General features: G+C 60.3%; 18 protein-coding genes, 1 tRNA gene and 1 pseudogene. 5 read left to right on the top strand and 15 right to left on the bottom strand.

The window, feature by feature from the left end; translation table 11 throughout:
- Window positions 1-25: 25 nt before the first annotated feature.
- The 3 genes from AC1RMX_RS27550 to AC1RMX_RS27540 form a co-directional block, all read right to left on the bottom strand.
- The gene (locus AC1RMX_RS27550; RefSeq protein WP_493073632.1) at window positions 26-1,468 is read right to left on the bottom strand and encodes a hypothetical protein; all 1,443 of its coding nucleotides are present in this window, start codon (window positions 1,466-1,468) and stop codon (window positions 26-28) included.
- A 131-nt stretch (window positions 1,469-1,599) separates the two neighbouring features.
- The gene (gene ahr, locus AC1RMX_RS27545; protein ID WP_493073631.1) at window positions 1,600-2,631 is read right to left on the bottom strand and encodes an NADPH-dependent aldehyde reductase Ahr; all 1,032 of its coding nucleotides are present in this window, start codon (window positions 2,629-2,631) and stop codon (window positions 1,600-1,602) included.
- A gap of 87 nt (window positions 2,632-2,718) precedes the next feature.
- Complete coding sequence (locus AC1RMX_RS27540; protein ID WP_192560641.1) at window positions 2,719-2,952, bottom strand: hypothetical protein; 234 nt, start codon at window positions 2,950-2,952, stop codon at window positions 2,719-2,721.
- Window positions 2,953-3,116: 164 nt separating this feature from the next.
- On the opposite strand from AC1RMX_RS27540, the gene AC1RMX_RS27535 reads away from it, so the two are divergent.
- The 3 genes from AC1RMX_RS27535 to AC1RMX_RS27525 all read left to right on the top strand — a co-directional run bounded on the left by AC1RMX_RS27535 (window position 3,117) and on the right by AC1RMX_RS27525 (window position 4,737).
- Window positions 3,117-3,761: an ATPase gene (locus tag AC1RMX_RS27535; RefSeq protein WP_192560642.1), complete on the top strand. Its 645-nt coding sequence runs from the start codon at window positions 3,117-3,119 to the stop codon at window positions 3,759-3,761.
- 86 nt (window positions 3,762-3,847) lie between these two features.
- Window positions 3,848-4,189 carry a hypothetical protein gene (locus tag AC1RMX_RS27530; protein WP_096821644.1) on the top strand — a complete coding sequence of 114 codons (342 nt, stop codon included), beginning with the start codon at window positions 3,848-3,850 and terminating at the stop codon, window positions 4,187-4,189.
- Window positions 4,190-4,344: 155 nt separating this feature from the next.
- Entirely contained in the window at window positions 4,345-4,737 is a 393-nt protein-coding gene (locus AC1RMX_RS27525; RefSeq protein WP_493073629.1) for a DUF1801 domain-containing protein, read from the top strand.
- Between the two features lie 50 nt (window positions 4,738-4,787).
- Here the strand turns inward: AC1RMX_RS27525 and AC1RMX_RS27520 are convergent.
- The 5 genes from AC1RMX_RS27520 to AC1RMX_RS27500 all read right to left on the bottom strand — a co-directional run bounded on the left by AC1RMX_RS27520 (window position 4,788) and on the right by AC1RMX_RS27500 (window position 8,091).
- Window positions 4,788-4,862: transfer RNA gene (locus AC1RMX_RS27520), tRNA-Gln, on the bottom strand.
- A gap of 201 nt (window positions 4,863-5,063) precedes the next feature.
- Window positions 5,064-6,527 carry a GDL motif peptide-associated radical SAM/SPASM maturase gene (locus AC1RMX_RS27515; protein ID WP_192560644.1) on the bottom strand — a complete coding sequence of 488 codons (1,464 nt, stop codon included), beginning with the start codon at window positions 6,525-6,527 and terminating at the stop codon, window positions 5,064-5,066.
- Between the two features lie 103 nt (window positions 6,528-6,630).
- Window positions 6,631-7,200 (bottom strand): DUF1842 domain-containing protein, encoded by a 570-nt coding sequence (locus AC1RMX_RS27510; RefSeq protein WP_096821647.1) that lies wholly within the window; start codon window positions 7,198-7,200, stop codon window positions 6,631-6,633.
- Window positions 7,201-7,241: 41 nt separating this feature from the next.
- Window positions 7,242-7,871, bottom strand: coding sequence for a DUF1842 domain-containing protein (locus AC1RMX_RS27505; RefSeq protein ID WP_096821648.1), 630 nt, complete (start codon window positions 7,869-7,871; stop codon window positions 7,242-7,244).
- Window positions 7,872-7,905: 34 nt separating this feature from the next.
- Window positions 7,906-8,091: a DUF1843 domain-containing protein gene (locus tag AC1RMX_RS27500; RefSeq protein ID WP_085708738.1), complete on the bottom strand. Its 186-nt coding sequence runs from the start codon at window positions 8,089-8,091 to the stop codon at window positions 7,906-7,908.
- A 549-nt stretch (window positions 8,092-8,640) separates the two neighbouring features.
- Between AC1RMX_RS27500 and AC1RMX_RS27495 the strand changes: the two genes are divergently transcribed.
- Complete coding sequence (locus tag AC1RMX_RS27495) at window positions 8,641-9,558, top strand: LysR substrate-binding domain-containing protein (RefSeq protein WP_273540520.1); 918 nt, start codon at window positions 8,641-8,643, stop codon at window positions 9,556-9,558.
- A 37-nt stretch (window positions 9,559-9,595) separates the two neighbouring features.
- Here the strand turns inward: AC1RMX_RS27495 and leuD are convergent, their stop codons facing one another.
- The 6 genes and pseudogenes from leuD to AC1RMX_RS27465 form a co-directional block, all read right to left on the bottom strand.
- On the bottom strand, window positions 9,596-10,204 hold the full coding sequence (gene leuD / locus AC1RMX_RS27490) for a 3-isopropylmalate dehydratase small subunit (protein ID WP_493073627.1): 609 nt from the start codon (window positions 10,202-10,204) through the stop codon (window positions 9,596-9,598).
- Between the two features lie 3 nt (window positions 10,205-10,207).
- A complete protein-coding gene (gene leuC, locus AC1RMX_RS27485; protein ID WP_493073626.1) occupies window positions 10,208-11,629 on the bottom strand; it encodes a 3-isopropylmalate dehydratase large subunit in 1,422 nt (473 codons plus the stop codon).
- 149 nt (window positions 11,630-11,778) lie between these two features.
- Entirely contained in the window at window positions 11,779-12,291 is a 513-nt protein-coding gene (locus AC1RMX_RS27480) for a GNAT family N-acetyltransferase (RefSeq protein WP_493073663.1), read from the bottom strand.
- Window positions 12,289-12,846 (bottom strand): annotated as a pseudogene (locus AC1RMX_RS27475) (HD domain-containing protein); the annotation flags it as partial. The pseudogene AC1RMX_RS27475 and the gene AC1RMX_RS27480, both read right to left, overlap by 3 nt.
- Window positions 12,847-12,931: 85 nt before the next feature.
- The gene (locus tag AC1RMX_RS27470; protein WP_493073625.1) at window positions 12,932-13,489 is read right to left on the bottom strand and encodes a helix-turn-helix domain-containing protein; all 558 of its coding nucleotides are present in this window, start codon (window positions 13,487-13,489) and stop codon (window positions 12,932-12,934) included.
- A 78-nt stretch (window positions 13,490-13,567) separates the two neighbouring features.
- A complete protein-coding gene (locus AC1RMX_RS27465) occupies window positions 13,568-13,972 on the bottom strand; it encodes a RidA family protein (protein WP_493073623.1) in 405 nt (134 codons plus the stop codon).
- A gap of 134 nt (window positions 13,973-14,106) precedes the next feature.
- On the opposite strand from AC1RMX_RS27465, the gene AC1RMX_RS27460 reads away from it, so the two are divergent.
- Window positions 14,107-15,048 (top strand): LysR family transcriptional regulator, encoded by a 942-nt coding sequence (locus AC1RMX_RS27460; protein WP_096821655.1) that lies wholly within the window; start codon window positions 14,107-14,109, stop codon window positions 15,046-15,048.
- Here AC1RMX_RS27460 and AC1RMX_RS27455 read toward each other — a convergent pair.
- On the bottom strand, window positions 15,011-15,871 hold the full coding sequence (locus AC1RMX_RS27455; protein ID WP_493073622.1) for a LysR substrate-binding domain-containing protein: 861 nt from the start codon (window positions 15,869-15,871) through the stop codon (window positions 15,011-15,013). The genes AC1RMX_RS27460 and AC1RMX_RS27455 overlap by 38 nt on opposite strands.
- Window positions 15,872-15,951 lie beyond the last annotated feature (80 nt).

Raw genomic sequence — 15,951 nt, 5'->3', positions numbered from 1 at the left:
GAATGGCTGCTCAGGCCGGGACCGATCACTCAAAGACCTTGAGGGACCATTTTTTCTCCCAGCCTTTTCCGGAGAAGTGAAGGGGTACAAACAGTCCGTAAGTCTGCAGATACGCGTAGGTGATCGTGCCGTCACCGATGATGTCGTTTGCGCCAGTGCAACCGATGATTTTGGCAGTACCGGTCCAGGACGGATAAATCTCGTTGGCAGCCTTTTGTTCCTTTACGTCGCAGTTGAACTGTTTTTCGATCAGCGGCTTGGGCTCCTCGTACCACTTGTGAGGCCTTTGAATCGTGTAACTCAGATGCGCGCCGAGCGGCATGGTCGCCCAGTCGCCGGTGAACCTGAGATCGGTGAGGCCTTCTTCCTCTGTTTCCAGAGGTCTTTTATAAGCAAACGTGGATTTGGCGAGGGGGATCAATCCGCGAAAACTCAATTCGACCGACTGATGCAGATCGAAGCCTGAACGTTCGGTCAGTTGGCTGCCCGCCCTGGCCGGAAGGAATTTATTCATCGGCCCCATGCGTGGCGGCTCGCTTGGCTGGCCTTGGGAAGTAATGACCGTTGACTGTCGCAGACGAGCGACGCTTTTTTCCGGCTCGGGCATCTTCAAGGCTTCGATGGCCTGCTTGACGGTTGGCGCCAGCTCGGGCTCCGGCAACACAAAGGGCTTCAGCTCACGGCCGGTGAAAAGTCTGAGCTGATCCAGCGCCAGCGGCCTGGTGCAGACTTGCTGAAAGATCCGGCGCTGATCATCGTCGAGATTTTTCAGGTCAACCGGTTCGATCGTGGTTTTCAACTCCCCACCCAGCACTTGGCCATATCTGTTGAGCTGGAACATGCTGAGTGGAGTCAGTCGCTGCGAGACGCAGTCGGCTGTCCAGCGTTGCCGGACCTGTGAATACAAGGAAGACGAGCCTGGCGTCCGTATCTCGGCAGGTAGCACCCGGGCTGACCAGAACGTCACGGAATTACCGTCTGCTTTCAGGTTGGCCTGGTCGATCATTTGCCAGACTTGATCTTCGGCTGTCGAAAACACTCGCCATTGTGGTGTTGCGGTCTGGGCGCATGCGTCTTTGAATTGATTGCTGTGCAGGTATTGGCTCTTTTGCTTGTCTGGCAATTGTCTACGATCGCTGGCGCCCCGGCGTTCAGTCGTGAGTACCACGAGCCCGGATTTGGTCGCGTAGCCCATTTGTGCATCCGGTCGATGGCAGTCCGCATCAAATCGCGCGATGTAATTCAGCTTTCCGTTCGCGGGAGATGTCACAAAATAAGTGACGATGTCGGCCTCGCGCACGATCGAGTTGGGGGTGGGGAGCCCCTTCAGGGCGTCATCAAAGATCTCGAATGCAATCGGAGGCGGCTTGGGGGTTGTGTCTATGCCATAGAGCGACTGGCAACCGGACAGTGCTACAACCAGAAAAATCGGGGATAAACGTTTGAGATGATAAATCGTGGCGTCCATGCGGAGTCTGCTGAGGATTAAAATGGTGGCATATTAGCATTATCCCTTGCCATCACTGACGCCTGCCAGCGATCACCTGTTCCAGTCAGCAGGTCTGGAACAGGTGAGAGGGCAAGTTTGCTGCCTGTCTCTTACTGGCTGGCGTTCAACACAATCCGATACCGTGCCTTGCCACTGCGCAAATGATCGATGGCTTCGTTGACCCGGCTCATCGGAAATTCCTCAACCTGCGGCAGGATCTGATGCCGCGCGCAGAACTCCAGCATGGTCGCCGCCGTGGCAGGCGAGCCCACCGGTGAGGCGGACAAGGATTTTTGCTGGGGAATCAGATTGAACACGTGCACCGGAATCGCGTCGGGCACGATACCGACGAAGTGCAGCCGGCCTTTGCCGCGCAGGGTGGCGAGCATTGCCGTCCAGTCGAGGTTGGCGTTGGCGGTGATCAGCAGGAAATCCAGAGTACCGGCAATCGCTTTCAAGGCATTGCTGTCGGTGGAGGCGACGACCTTGTGGGCGCCGAGGCGCTTGGCTTCGTCCTGTTTGCTCAGTGACGAGGTGAATGCCGTGACGTCGCAGCCCCAGGCATTGAGGAAACGCAGCGCCAGGTGACCGAGACCGCCGATCCCGGCGACACCGACCCGGTCAGTGGGTTTGATGCCAAATTCCACCAGTGGGTTGAACACCGTGGAGCCTGCGCAGAACAGCGGGCCGGCGAGGGCAGGGTCGATGTTGTCCGGGAGCTTCAGCGCCCAGGCCCAGTGAGTACGCAGTCGATCGGCGAATCCGCCGTGGCTGCCGATGATCGTGGGTTTGGCGGTCGCGCAAAGGTGATGAGAGCCGCCGATGCAGGACGAGCAATGCATGCAGCTGCTCTTGTACCAGCCGATGCCGACCCGCTGGCCGACTTCCAGACCGCGTACCTGCGGGCCTGCACGCACAATGCGACCCACCACTTCGTGACCGGGAATGAACGGGTACTGGCTGATGCCCCAGTCGTTGTCGATCAGCGACTGGTCGGAGTGACAGACGCCGCAATATTCCACGGCGACTTCGACTTCTTCATCCCCGAGCGGACCGGGATCGTAGCTGTAGCGCTCAAGCGGTGCGCCGGCCGATGTGGCGGCCCAACCGGTAAACGTCGTCGGTTCGGTGTTATTGCTCATTGGACACCTCCAGGTCTGGCGACAGGGCCATGGCGGCCCGGTGCTGCGGGCGCAGCCTGAAGAGTCTAGCGGGTCATCGGGCGATCGCTAGAGCCAGGTGGCGAGGACGCGTCGGTCCAGTTCTTCCCAGTCCGCCATGCCCAGCACTCGCGTGGTATTGAGCCCGCGCAGATAGCCGCGCAATTGATTGGCGACGGCCCGCACCGACTCCGAATCGTCCGCTGACTGGCCCAGCACGGTTTCGTATTCGACGAGGTATTCGGCCACCCGGTCGCGGAATTCGGGCAGCACGGCATCGCGGATCAAATCAAAGGTTCGCACGGATAATCCTCATTTGTTTTCGTTGTGATCGAGTGTGCAGCAGTCTGCACGCTGCGCAACTATTGGTTCAAGTAATAGTGACCATCAAGAAACGCAAGTTCTGCTTTGCGGCCGACAGGCGGAAAATCGCCTCCATCGAAGACGCTGCTGAAGGAATTTGCGCGATGAAGACATTGACCCGACTGGCTGTGGTCGCCCTGCTGATGGGCGGGGTGGCCGTGACCGCACCGACTTACGCAAGCGACGCCGGTACGTGCCATTTTCTGCCCATCGCCGGCGCCAGCAGCGGGCTGCAGCATTCGCAAACCGTGGGTGTGCTGTACAGCGAAAACACGCTGGAGAACCAGCAATACCTGGAGCGTTATCACGACGTGGCGGTGAATGGTGCCAAGGATGCGCTCGATGCGCGGATCCGCGACGCCTTCGTCAACAGCTCCGATCCGGAACTGGCCATCGACTGGTTGATGAGTTCGCTGCAACAGCAATTTCTCTCGGTGACCGTCTACGACAACCTCGATTCATTGGTGCAAGCCCATCCAGATGTGGTGGTGATGCTCGACACCCACAACCGTTTGCTGACGCAACGCAACAGCCAGGTCGAAGCACGGTTCGCCGCACGCTTCTACGACGCCAACCTGCAATACATCGGCAAGGCGGAAGGCGCAGTGCAAAAGCAGATGCCTTCGGTGTGGGTCCACAACAAGGCAGCGCCCGAGATTGCAGCGCAGATTGAACAGCAACGGGATCTGCAATTCAGCGCCCTGAAGCAGTTCGATGACTCGCTCAAGGCCCTGGTGAGTGCTGGCTGAACACCCAAATCAAAAATCGCAACGGCAGCGCCCGTGACGCTGAACGTTGCTTGAGAACCGAACCGTTTATTTTCAGGATTTTATCCATGCGTGCCTTTTTTATCCCTGCCATGGCGTCTGCCACTTTGTTGCTGACTGCTTGCGCCTCCGCACCGAACGACCCGACGCTGACCTTGCAGACCCACAAGACGCCCGCCCAATACGCCGAATGCGTTGTGCCGAAATTGCAGCACGGTGCGATGAACCCGACGGTCTCGCAGACCCAGCGCAGCTACCGGATCGTGGTGCCGAGCAAAGTGTCGGCGGACAACGTGCTGGAAGCCTACAAGGCGCAGGACGGCGGCAAGGTGTTTTTGTACGAGCGCCACTTGCTGGCTTCAAGTTTCACACCGTCGAGTTTTGAACGGGCTGCCCAGGAGTGCCTGTAACGCCTGACGGTTAACGCTTTTGACGATGCTCCTTTGGTTGGCCGCAACCAACCAATTCCTTTGCCCCGCATCTTGCGGGGCTTTTTTTTGCCCGGCGTTTGGCGCAGTCGGCACTACGCTGGAGAGCGGATAAGGTTTTTCGGGAGAGTAAGGAGATGAAGAAAGACAGCAGCGACTCGGCGGCTGAACAGCCTTCTGCACTGATCGACGCAAGAATCCAGGAACTGAACGACTGGCGTGGCCAGAAACTGGCCGAGATCCGCGCGATCATTCACGAGGCCGACCCGCAGGTCGTCGAGGAGTGGAAGTGGCGGGGCGTTCCGGTCTGGTCACACAACGGCATCATCTGCACCGGGGAAACCTATAAGGCCGTGGTGAAAATGACCTTTGCCAAAGGCGCGGCGCTGGAAGATCCGTCGGGACTGTTCAATGCCAGCCTGGAGGGCAATACCCGGCGGGCGATTGATGTTCACGAGGACGACGAAATAGATGCAAAGGCACTGAAAGCGCTGGTGCGTTCGGCGATTACGTTGAATACGAAAAAATGATTTGCCGTTGAGGCAGAGGTGAAGCGGAGGAGGGTGAAACGAGGAAAAAATGGCAGGGGCGGCTGGATTCGAACCAACGCATGGCAGGATCAAAACCTGCTGCCTTACCGCTTGGCGACGCCCCTGTAGCTATTGGTTTCAGTCCCGAGAGGACCTCTGCAACAGTGGGCGGCACTTTACCAGCGCTCTTGCGTTCTGGGAACCCCTGAGGCAAATAAATTTCATGGAAAACAGCTACTTATTTCCCGGAGCGGTTGAAACGGCCGGATTTTCAAGACGCCTGAGGGGGCCAAGCGCCCGAATCCTGCGGGCGCTTGAACCCGATTTCATACCAAAGTACTCGGCGCCACCCCCAACAAACCCGTCAACGTGTTCATGATCGCCTGCTGACGGGCTCGGTCCGTCTGGTGCCGAGCCTCGGCGGCCGCGACGTCGGCGTGGCAGTGTGGGCAGATCGATTCGTGTGGGTGGATGTATTGCAGGCAGCTGCGGCACAGCGCCAGTTGCACGGGGATGCGTCCTTCCTCCGGGGATTTCTGGCCCTGATTGATCCAGGCGAGTTTGATCACCTGGCCGCTGTCACTGACGCTGCTGACGTGCTCGCCGGTGTCGATGCGTTCGGTGATCAGGTCAAAGCGTCCGACGGCGAAGGAACGCTGTGCCGCATCTTCGATCTTGACGATGCGCTCGCGCAGTCCGCGTTTTTGCAGTTCCAGGGTGCGGTAATGGCAGTACGGGTTATTGCCGGGTTTGCCCAGCAATGAGTGCGAAGTCCAGGTGCAGCCGCCCCGGCAAACGTCGTTGTAATAGCAGCTGCGGCAATAGCCCCACAGGTCGTCGACCGAGCGCAGGCGACCGAAGTGGATGCCTTCGCTGTAATGCCAGATATCGTGCAGGCTCATGTTGCGCACGTTGCCACCGGAGAAACCGACGGTCGCCAGTGACGGACAGCCTTTCACCGTGCCGTCGGCTTCGAGCGCCAGTACGGTCTGACCCGCTGCGCAGCCGCTCCAGTGCACGCGTTCGTCACCGAAACCGCGCCACAAATGTTCGTAAGGGCCGTAATAGCCGATGTTGTTGCCGACGTTCATCAGCAGGCCGCGATCCACACCTTCGCGGTACAACCGCGCGAGCAGCGGCATCACTTCAAGCAACTGGTAGGGTTGCAGCAACAGTTCCGGGTGATCCACCGCATTGCCCATGGCCACGGTGATCTGGATCTGCCAGTGGGTGGCGCCGAGTTCAATGATCGTGTCCATCAGCTCCGGCAAATCAGGCAACGTAGCCGCACCGATCTGGGTGTTTACACTGACGGCCAGCCCGGACGCCTTGGCCCGGCGCAGGGTGTCGACCGCCTTGTCGAAGGAGCCGGGGACGTTGCGCACCTGGTCGTGCAATGGTGCGAGCCCATCCAGAGAAATCCCGACCCCGTTGAGGCCCGCATCAACCGCCGCCTGCATCTTCGCCGGTGTCAGGTTGCGTCCGCCGGTCTGGATCGCGCAGTACATGCCGTGGTCGTGGATGGCCTGGATCAGTTGCGTCCAGTCCTTGCGCAAATAGGCTTCGCCGCCGATCAAAGTGATCTCGCGGGTGCCGAGTGCGGCGAGGGAATCGATCACATCAAGGCATTCACGGGTGTTCAGTTCATCGGGGCGTCGATGCCCCGCACGTGAGCCGCAATGCAGGCATTTGAGGTCGCAGGCCAGGGTGATTTCCCAGACCACGTGCACCGGCACGTAGCGTTTGAGATCGGTGTCATTGAGGTAGCGGGCAGGGCGGATGTCTGTCATGGGAGATCCTTGCGCACGGTCCTGTGCGCGGCACGATTGGACTGATCTCGATTCGCCGCAAGACCGGGCGAGGCCAGCAGTGACCTCGCCCGGGGCGTGCGGTTTAGCGTGCTTCCAGACGCGCGATTTCTGCGTTCAGATGCTCAAGGGCACTGCGTAATGCGCCTTGGTGGGCCAGTTGCTGCTCGCCCTGCTGCACCACGGTTTTCAGCTGCGCCAGATCGCCACTGGTTTGCGCTTGCTGCACGGCCACGGCATACAGCGGCTGGAAGTGACGCTCGTGCGGTTGCGGCTCGATGGTCGGCGCCTGATGCACAGCAACGTGTTTCACTTGATGCCCGTCGTAGCTGTAATCGACAAATCCGCTCTCCCAGGTGCCATCAAGGATGCCTTTGAGATGAAAAGTCTCGGCGATCTGGCTGTACGGGCCGCTCGGGCTGCCGTCGAGGACGAGGACGATGTGATTCTCGACCGCCGAGGTCAGTTTGGCCTCGCTGTAGTCGCCCCAGACTCGCGCCCGGAAATTGACCGGCGGCCAGGTGCTTTGGAAGACACTGGCAACTCCGCTGACCTTTTTGCTGACGGTATTGACCAGCAGGTCGAGGGTCAGAACCGGCGCGCCGAGCAATGAATTGCTGGCGATGAGGCGGGTATGGAAAAGTCCGATCGACATGGTGTTACTCCCTAAAGTGAATGATGGATTCAGTGGTCGGCTCAGCGTGCCTGCAACCGGCTGATTTCCTTCTTCGCGGCTTCCAGTGCGCTCTGCAATTGCGGTTGCTGGTCCAGTTGCTGCTTGGCCAGCTTCGCCAGATTCTTCATCTGGGCCAGGTCGCCGCTGGCGATGGCGCTCTGGATAGGAGCGGCATACAGGGGCAGAATCGGCGGGTAATGCTGAATGATGACCGGGCCTGGCTCAAACGGTGGGAAGACCTTTGACTGCACTTCCGCCAGGTGCACAGGGACGTTGTTGACCTCGACCCAGTGCGTGCCATTGAGGTATTGGTAATTGGCGATACCTTCTTTCCAGTCAGTACCGACCACCAGACGAATCTTGAAGTTGATGATGGAGTTGGAGCCGTGGCCGCCATGATTGCCTTCGGCGGTTATCAGGATTTTGCTGACGCCGGGCTTCATGACGGTCAGGTAGGTGTACTCGCCCCACACATCAGAGTGGATATCGAGCGGCGGGTTGGTCGCTTGAGTGACGGTGGCGCCGCCGCTGACCTCATGCTGCGGCGTGGACACTAACAGGTTGAGCAACAGACTTTGCGCGCCGGGCAGCCCCGTACCAATGCGGTAACTCAACGGGAACAAGCCGACATTTTGCTGAGTAGCTGACATAGTGATTGCCTCCATTGCAATGTGGGAAATGGCCTTAGTGTTTTTCCAGACGGGAAACTTCTTTGGCCAGTTTTTCGTACGCGGTTTGCAGCTCTTTCGCTTCCGGCTTCGTTGAATCGCGCTGTTTCAACAAAGTCTTCATCTGTTGCAGATCGCCTCCCGTGATAGCGCTCTGGATAGCGACGCCGTAAGGTGGCATGTTGTGTTTTGAGCCAGTCATATCGAGGTTTTCCTCGTGGTGGTTGCCAAACGTCCCCTTCAGGCGAGGGGAGCCTTCCCTGACAGGCAGGCGACAGCCAACGGCAAGAACGACTGGCGACAGTGGTTCCCGGCTACGTGAACGCCTGATCCGTCTGGATCCGGTGGAGCGGGTCAGTTGATTCGCGCGGGTTCGAGGTCTTTGTCTCGACTCACGCGCAGGCGTCGTCAGCCAAAACCGTCAGGCCTCGCGGCGGGCGTCAATAATGAGGTTTGCCGGAACGGCAAAGGGGGGGAGCTCACCTGTACGTTGGTCATCTTTCTGTCCTTGATAGAAAGCAACGAAACACAGGGATAGGTCGTAATAACCCGCAACCACAAAAACCATCCCTGATTTTTCTTCCAGTGCGGCTGATGGCGCCCATCGAGAGATGTTTGCCAAATGGCCAGCATATCGCCAGCCACGCAACCCTAGCCCCGTTTGTACGGGGCTGCCAGAAAAAGCGCCGAACGGTCATGGCCGCTGCTATCCTTCGCCGATTGCGAGATAAACAGTGGAAAAATTCGACCTGTGAACACGAATCGTGACCAATTTCCCTTGCCCGAAGACCTCAAGGTCTTCCTCACCGTCATCCGCAAGAACAGCTTCGCCAGCGCCGCCGATGAGTTGGGTTATTCGCCGGCCTACGTCAGCAAACGCATCGCGGTGCTCGAAACCACGCTCTCGACAAAGCTGTTGCACCGCACGACACGGCGTATTGCATTGACCGACGATGGTGAACGAGTGCGGATCTGGGCGGAAAAACTGCTGGGTGATTTCGATGACTTTCTCGGCGAGATTGCCCAGGCCCGGCACCAGCCGGCGGGTTCGCTGCACATTTGCAGCAGCTTCGGGTTCGGCCGCAATCACGTCGCGCCAGCGATCAGTGAACTGTCCCGAACGTGCCCGAAGCTCGACATTCGTCTGGACGTGTTCGACCGCGTGGTCGATCTGGTGGGCGAGGGCTTCGATCTGGAAATCCTCGTCGGCGATGACCTGCCGGGCCAGCACCTGGCGCGCAAACTGGTCAGCAATCGGCGAGTGCTGTGCGCCACGCCGGAGTACCTCGAACGCCGGGGTACGCCGCAATCGCTCGAGGACCTGAAGGATCACGATTGCCTGGTGCTCAAGGAGCGCAACAATTCATTCGGCATCTGGAACCTGACCCGCGACGGGCAAGAAGAATCGGTGCGGGTCAGCGGCCCGTTGTCCTCCAACAGTGGCGAAATCGTGATGGAGTGGGCCTTGAGCGGCGGCGGGATTCTGTTGCGCTCGATGTGGGACGTCAAACCGATGCTCGAACAAGGGCGGCTGGTGCAGGTGTTGGAGGATTACACCCAGAGCGCCAACGTCTGGGCGGTGTACCCGACACGGCTCAGCGAGTCGGCCAAATTGCGGGTGTGTGTGGAGTTTCTCGAAGAGTATTTCCGCGACTTGTCGGTTGAATGAAGCCGGGTGGTTCAGTGAACCGCCCGTTTTTTTGTTTTCAGCCCAACCAGGGATTTTTCGCGAGATGCCGCGCTTCAAAAGCGCGAATCTGCTCGGTGCGTTGCAGCGTCGTGCCGATGGCGTCCAGCCCCAGCAACAGTGACTGTTTGCGCAGCTCATCAATCTCGAAAGCGATCAATGTGCCGTCCGCCAACTCGATGGTTTGCTCGGGCAGGTTCACGCGGATGTGCGCGGTCGCCGGAACGCTGATGACGTCGGCGACCTGTTTGAACTGCTCTGCATCGAGTTGAATCGCCAGCACGCCGTTGCGCTGACAGTTGTCATAGAAAATCCCGGCAAACGTGGTGCCGATCAGCGCTCGGATCCCGACCTGCTTCAAGCCCCACACAGCGTGTTCACGGCTGGAACCGCAGCCGAAATTCGGGCCGGTCACCAGAAAAGCCGCTTCCTGCCAGGTGGGCTGATTGAGCACGAACTCGGGATCAGGCTCACCCGAGGCGAGAAAGCGCAGATCGAAAAACAGCCCCCGATCCAGCCCCTGACGATCAATGCCCTTGAGGAACTGCTTGGGCATGATCACATCAGTGTCGATGTTGGACGCGAGGAACGGCGCGGCACTGCCGCTGATGATGGTGAACGGTTGCATGGCTCAAACTCCCGGCGCGAAGGCGCGAACGTCAGTCAAATGTCCGGTGATGGCGGCTGCCGCGACCATCGCCGGGCTCATCAGGTGGGTGCGCGCACCGGCGCCCTGACGGCCTTCGAAGTTGCGGTTGGTGCTCGATGCGCAGCGATCACCTGGCGCCAGTACGTCGTCGTTCATCGCCAGGCACATGGAGCAGCCTGATTGCCGCCACTCGAAACCGGCATCGAGAAAGATCTGCGCCAGCCCTTCGTCTTCGGCCTGATCGCGTACCCGCGTCGAGCCGGGCACGATCATCGCCCGCACGTGAGCCGCGACTCGCTTGCCGCGCACCACGCGGGCCACGTCACGCAAATCTTCGATCCGCGCATTGGTGCAGGAGCCGATGAAGGCGTGGCTGATCACCACTTCGTTCAGCGGCGTGCCGGGTGTCAGGCCCATGTAATCGAGGGCGCGTTGCAGGCCCTGACGCAGAATCGGGTCGGGCTCGCCGGCCGGGTCCGGCACTCGTCCGCCAATCGGGGCGGCCTGATCCGGGCTGGTGCCCCAGGTGACCATCGGTTCCAGCGCGGCGACATCGAGGCTGACTTCACGATCGAACACCGCGCCATGATCGCTGTGCAGGGTTTTCCAGCGCTCGACGGCCTGTTCCCAGATTTCCCCTTTGGGCGTGCGCGGCTTGAGTTGCAGGTAGGCGAAGACCTTGTCGTCCGGCGTCATGAACGCACCACGGGCGCCAGCCTCCACGGCCATGTTGCAGATGGTCATGCGCGCTTCGACGCTGAGGTCGCTGATCGCCGGGCCAGTGAATTCGATCGCATAACCGGTGGCCCCTGAAGCGCCGATCTTTTCGATCAGGGCCATGATGATGTCTTTCGACGTGACGCCCGCACCGAGCTCGCCATTGACCGTTACGCGCAAGGTTTTCAGGCGTTTGTAGACCAGGGTTTGCGTCGCCAGCAGGTGCTCGATTTCCGAGGTGCCGATGCCAAAGCCGAACGCGCCCAGTGCGCCGTAGGTGGTGGTGTGGCTGTCACCGGCCGCGACCACCATGCCCGGCAGAATGAAACCCTGTTCCGGCGCCACGACGTGTTCGATGCCCTGGCGCTTGTCCAGCACGTCGAACAGCTCGATGCCGAAGTCGCGGCAGTTCTCTTCGAAATACGACACCTGCCGCGCACCGCCCGCGTCGGGCATGGTCGCGGTGCGGGTCGGCGCGGTGGGGTTCACATGATCGACCACCGCCAGCGTGGCAGCCGGGCGCCAGACCTTGCGCCCGGCGTCGCGCAAGCCGCTGAAAGCTTGCGGGCTGGTGTATTCGTTGGCGACCTGGCGGTCGATGTAAAGCAGCACGTGGCCCTGATCGTCGAGGGTGCAGACCGTGTGACTGTCGATGTGTTTCTGGTACAGGGTTCTCGGGCTGGGCATGGCGTGGGCTCTTTTCTGTCAGGTGCAAAAACGGCTACTGACAGAATATTGATCGCCGAAACGGCATCAAGAGCGCTTTGGTGGTGCCGTTGAACACGGATTGTGAGCAATTCGAGTTGCTCGCTGCCGCTTTGAACGGCAGCGAACCGTTACGCGGTCGCGTCGAAAGCCTCGTGATACTTCACGACACCGACCGGCAACTCACCGCCAAACGCCAACGCCTGAAAATACTCCGCCGGAATCCCCGGCAACTCCAGACCTGCATGGGCCTTGAAGCCAAAACGCCCGTAGTAGCCCGGATCGCCAAGCACCACGCAACCAATACCGCCGATACGCTGCAACTCCGCCAGCGAGGCTTTCATCAGCGCCGAGCCGATGCCTTGCTGCTGGCGGGTCGGGCACACGGAGATCGGGCCCAGGCCATACCAGTCCTGTGTTCCGGAGGAAATCGTCACAGGTGAAATGGCGACATGGCCGACCACCGTGTCGTTCTCGACGGCCACCAGCGAAACGCTGAGCTGACCGGCGCGGCGCAAGGCGTTGACGATGAATTGTTCGGTGTGGCTGGAGTGTTCTTCGCGCTGGAACGCGGCCTCGGTGATTCGGGCGATGACGTCGATGTCTTCGGGGCGTTCGTTGCGGATTGTGATGTTTGTGTTCATGCGTTCTCGGGTATCCCGGTCGATCAGGGTTCGAAGGGTTTCGAACAGCGGATCGGCGTTGGTGTATTGCTTGCCGTAGGCCAGGTTGAAGCCATAGTCGAAGTCTGGCGGATTCTTGCCTTGAGTGTGTTGTAAAAGTGTTTCCAGCTTGTCCAGCGCCTTCACCGCTTTGGCTTCGGGAGAACGGGCGTTTTCGTAGTCGTCCCAGAGCGCGAGGATTTCGTTTCTCAACGCGTCGTCCAGGGAACGGGTGAGCAGCAGCAAATCGTTGCGTTCCTGTTCGCCCTTGTCGGGGAAGTCGGCTTTGTTGACCGCCGGGATATCACCATTGATGGCTTCGCCGAGGTCGTGGATGACGCACATTTTCAGGACTTTCAGCAGGTCGAGCCCGGACAGGTCGTCGGCGAACACGATCACCATCAGGCACAGGCGCCAGCTGTGTTCGGCGGTGCTTTCGCTGCGTCCGGAGGAGGTGTGGGCGCTTCTGAGGACGTCCTTGAGCCGTTCCGCTTCGCGCAGGAAGTCGAGGCGTCCCTTGATTTTTTCGAGGTTCATACGGTGGCCGGAATAAAGAGAGCAGGGCTCAAAGCCTAGGCCCGGCCTCGATCATCGTCCACGCATAAAATATGCGGCACGCGGCCTACAGCGTTTCCACCAGCCGTGCGGCGGTGCCGTCCGAGAGTGCGATCCGCGTCCAGCGGCAAAGACTTTCGCGGATGGGAACAAGGGTTGAATCATTGTGGCCGGTGACGAATTCCAGTGCCGGCGGCGCCGGGACTTCTCGCCAACCGGTGTCATCCAGCAAGGACTCCTTGTGCTGGATTTCCGCCGTCGCAAAGCGCCACAACGATTGCCCCAGCAGATCGCTCAGTGGGCTTGTGAATTGCGCGGCGCGGGCCGGGGAACAGGCCAGCAGGCGATGGGTCAGGTCGCAGACGAGGTGAACCGGGCGTGCGCTGTCCGTGACCAGTCGCGAGAGGGCCTGATCGGCGGCGCTGTCGAGTCGTGCCGCGAGCAACGTTTCGAGTTGCCGATGCGCGTCTGGGTCCATCGCCTGCACGCCGCTTTCCCAGCGGGAAATCGTCGACTGGGTGACCTTGAACAACTCGGCGGCATGGCTCTGCTTGACGCGGTGCAGCACGCGCCAGCGGCGCAGGGCGATGCCGGGCAGGCTGGGCTTCAACAAGGTGTCGGACATGGCGATGGATCGCAAAAGGAAGGCGGGCCGACAGTCTGAAGTCTGTCAGCCCTTGCTGCAAATCGATGCGATGTCAGGTCATTCCGGCAGCCTGGCGATCACCTTGATCTCGAACTGAAACCCGTACAGCCACGTCACGCCGACCGCCGTAATGGTCGGATGCGGCGCTTCGCCCCAGAACTCGGGCACCACTTCCCAGATGGTTTCGAAGGTCGATTGCGGGTCGACCATGAACACGGTCACGTCCACCACGTCATCAAAGCTGCCGCCGGCCGCGCCGAGAATCGCATTCAGGTTGGTGAAGGCCAGGCGCACCTGTTGTTTCAGATCTGGCTCGGGCGAGCCGTCCTCAAGACTGCCGACCTGGCCGGAGACAAACAGAAAACCGTTGGAGCGTACGGCCGGCGAATAGCGGTTGCGCTCGTAAAGGGCATGGCGTCCGGGCGGGAAAACCACGTCACGTTTTGGCTGAGCGTTGGTCATGGAGTGTCTCCTTCAATGGGTTGAAAACCTGCGATGGAGAAACTCTAGGGACTTGCCTCGGCGCGATAAACGCGCAACCTTGGCGATCACTGTTTGTAAATCCCAAACAATCGAGCCGCTATTAGAGGTTGGCTATGGACCGTTTTGACGCGATGCAAGCCTTCGCCCGGGTGGTGGAGGCGGGGAGTTTCACCAAAGCCGCCGAAACCCTGCACATGAGCAAGACCACCGTGACCCATCTGGTGCAGCAGCTGGAGGCACGCCTGCGGGTCAAGTTGCTCAACCGCACCACGCGCAAGGTCAACGCCACGGCGGACGGCGCGGCTTATTACGAGCGGGTGATCAAGTTGCTGGCCGATATGGACGATGCCGAAACCAGCCTTCCCGGCGCGTCAGCCCAGCCCAAGGGTCGCTTGCGGGTCGATGTGCCGAGCCCCTTGGCCAATCTGATTCTGGTGCCGGCGCTGCCCGAGTTTTGCGCGCGCTATCCGGAGATCCAGATCGACATGGGCGTCAGCGACCGGATCGTCGACATCATCGATGAAAACGTCGATTGCGTGGTGCGCGGGGGCGAGTTGCGGGATCAGTCACTGATGGCCCGGAAAGTGGCGGATCTTCAACTTGGCGTGTATGCCGCGCCGAGCTATCTGGCCCGTGCCGGCACCCCGGCGCATCCCCGAGAACTGGAAGACAGCCATCATCGGGTAGTCGGTTTCCTCTGGGCGCGCACCGGCAAACCCGTGCCTTATGCCCTGCACAACGAACACGAAGATCTGCAGATCAAGGGCCGCCATGTGCTGGCCGTCGATGACGGCAATGCCTACCTGTCGGCGGGCCTCGCGGGGCTGGGCGTGTTGTGGTTACCCAAGTACATGTCCAAGGCTCACGAGGCGAGCGGTAATCTGGTGCCGCTGTTCGAAGACTGGCGCCTCGATCCGATGCCGCTCTATGTCGCCTACCCGCCGAACCGCCACATCAGCCGCAAGCTGCGGGTGTTCATCGACTGGATCGCCGAGGTAATGGCCCGCCACGCACCGGTCATGGATCGCTCAGGTTCGCCAGCAACCACTCGGTAAAACTGCGCGCCATCGGATCGCTCTCGCTGTCGCGGTGGGTCAGCAGCGCCCAGTTCGGGCCGCGAATGGTGTCGTCCACCAAGGGCTGCAACAGCCCGTCGGCCCGGGCCTTGCGGCTGAGCAACTGGCTGACCAGCGCGATGCCGAGCCCGCCGCACGCTGCGTCCAGCAACAGGCCCGGATCGGAGAAATTCAGGCCCTGATCCTGCTGGCCGACATCGATCCCGGATTCCACCGCCCAATGGCTCCAGTCCATTTCCCGCTCGCCGTGCAGGGTGGTGCGCTGTGCGGGTGGAACCTTCAGCAGGCTCGGGTGACACGCCGGATAGAGCCGGTCGGCGTGCAGCACTTTGAAGCTGCATTCGGCCTGGGAGCTGATGTCGTCGCGCACCGCCAGATCGATGGTCTGGGTCGCCATCTCCGGCACTTCGTCGGTGCTGAAAATCCACAGGTCCACATTCGGGTGCTGGCGGCGGAAATCCCCCAGCCGTGGCAACAACCAGTGCCGCGCGAACGCCGGCGTGGTGTTGAGCACCAGTTGATTGGGTTTCTGGTATTGCCCCAGCCGCCGAATCCCTACCGACAGTTGCTGCAGCATCGCCTGAGTGGTGCTGAGCAGATCGTGGCCGGCGTCGGTCAGGCTGACGCTGCGTCCGCTGCGGAAAAACAGCGGCTGCTCTAGATAGGCCTCAAGGCTGCGGATCTGCTGGCTGATGGCCGACTGCGTGAGGCTCAGTTCCTCGGCGGCTTTGTGAAAACTGCCCAGCCTCGCGGCGGCTTCGAAGCCGCGCAACGAGCTGAGGGGTGGCCAGTGTTTCAGCATGATCGATAAGTTCCTCTAATCAGTTTTCCGCTAAATCCATCGTTTGTTTGCCCGTAAGGCCGCCATTAGCATGCACGTCA

This window comes from Pseudomonas sp. GW822-FHT03F04 (assembly GCF_058801405.1).
The sequence above is the reverse complement of the archived record's forward strand: the minus strand, read 5'-3'. Positions and strand labels throughout refer to the sequence as shown.

What these genes read in the sequence shown, in the direction of transcription:
- leuD (WP_493073627.1), bottom strand. Translation starts at nt 10,204, where the DNA reads ATGCAACCGTTCACCATCATCAGCGGCAGTGCCGCGCCGTTCCTCGCG.
- AC1RMX_RS27550 (WP_493073632.1), bottom strand. Translation starts at nt 1,468, where the DNA reads ATGGACGCCACGATTTATCATCTCAAACGTTTATCCCCGATTTTTCTG.
- AC1RMX_RS27455 (WP_493073622.1), bottom strand. Translation starts at nt 15,871, where the DNA reads ATGCTGAAACACTGGCCACCCCTCAGCTCGTTGCGCGGCTTCGAAGCC.
- AC1RMX_RS27535 (WP_192560642.1), top strand. Translation starts at nt 3,117, where the DNA reads ATGAAGACATTGACCCGACTGGCTGTGGTCGCCCTGCTGATGGGCGGG.
- AC1RMX_RS27460 (WP_096821655.1), top strand. Translation starts at nt 14,107, where the DNA reads ATGGACCGTTTTGACGCGATGCAAGCCTTCGCCCGGGTGGTGGAGGCG.
- AC1RMX_RS27510 (WP_096821647.1), bottom strand. Translation starts at nt 7,200, where the DNA reads ATGTCGATCGGACTTTTCCATACCCGCCTCATCGCCAGCAATTCATTG.
- AC1RMX_RS27470 (WP_493073625.1), bottom strand. Translation starts at nt 13,489, where the DNA reads ATGTCCGACACCTTGTTGAAGCCCAGCCTGCCCGGCATCGCCCTGCGC.
- AC1RMX_RS27480 (WP_493073663.1), bottom strand. Translation starts at nt 12,291, where the DNA reads ATGAACACAAACATCACAATCCGCAACGAACGCCCCGAAGACATCGAC.
- AC1RMX_RS27530 (WP_096821644.1), top strand. Translation starts at nt 3,848, where the DNA reads ATGCGTGCCTTTTTTATCCCTGCCATGGCGTCTGCCACTTTGTTGCTG.
- leuC (WP_493073626.1), bottom strand. Translation starts at nt 11,629, where the DNA reads ATGCCCAGCCCGAGAACCCTGTACCAGAAACACATCGACAGTCACACG.
- AC1RMX_RS27525 (WP_493073629.1), top strand. Translation starts at nt 4,345, where the DNA reads ATGAAGAAAGACAGCAGCGACTCGGCGGCTGAACAGCCTTCTGCACTG.
- ahr (WP_493073631.1), bottom strand. Translation starts at nt 2,631, where the DNA reads ATGAGCAATAACACCGAACCGACGACGTTTACCGGTTGGGCCGCCACA.
- AC1RMX_RS27465 (WP_493073623.1), bottom strand. Translation starts at nt 13,972, where the DNA reads ATGACCAACGCTCAGCCAAAACGTGACGTGGTTTTCCCGCCCGGACGC.
- AC1RMX_RS27500 (WP_085708738.1), bottom strand. Translation starts at nt 8,091, where the DNA reads ATGACTGGCTCAAAACACAACATGCCACCTTACGGCGTCGCTATCCAG.
- AC1RMX_RS27505 (WP_096821648.1), bottom strand. Translation starts at nt 7,871, where the DNA reads ATGTCAGCTACTCAGCAAAATGTCGGCTTGTTCCCGTTGAGTTACCGC.
- AC1RMX_RS27515 (WP_192560644.1), bottom strand. Translation starts at nt 6,527, where the DNA reads ATGACAGACATCCGCCCTGCCCGCTACCTCAATGACACCGATCTCAAA.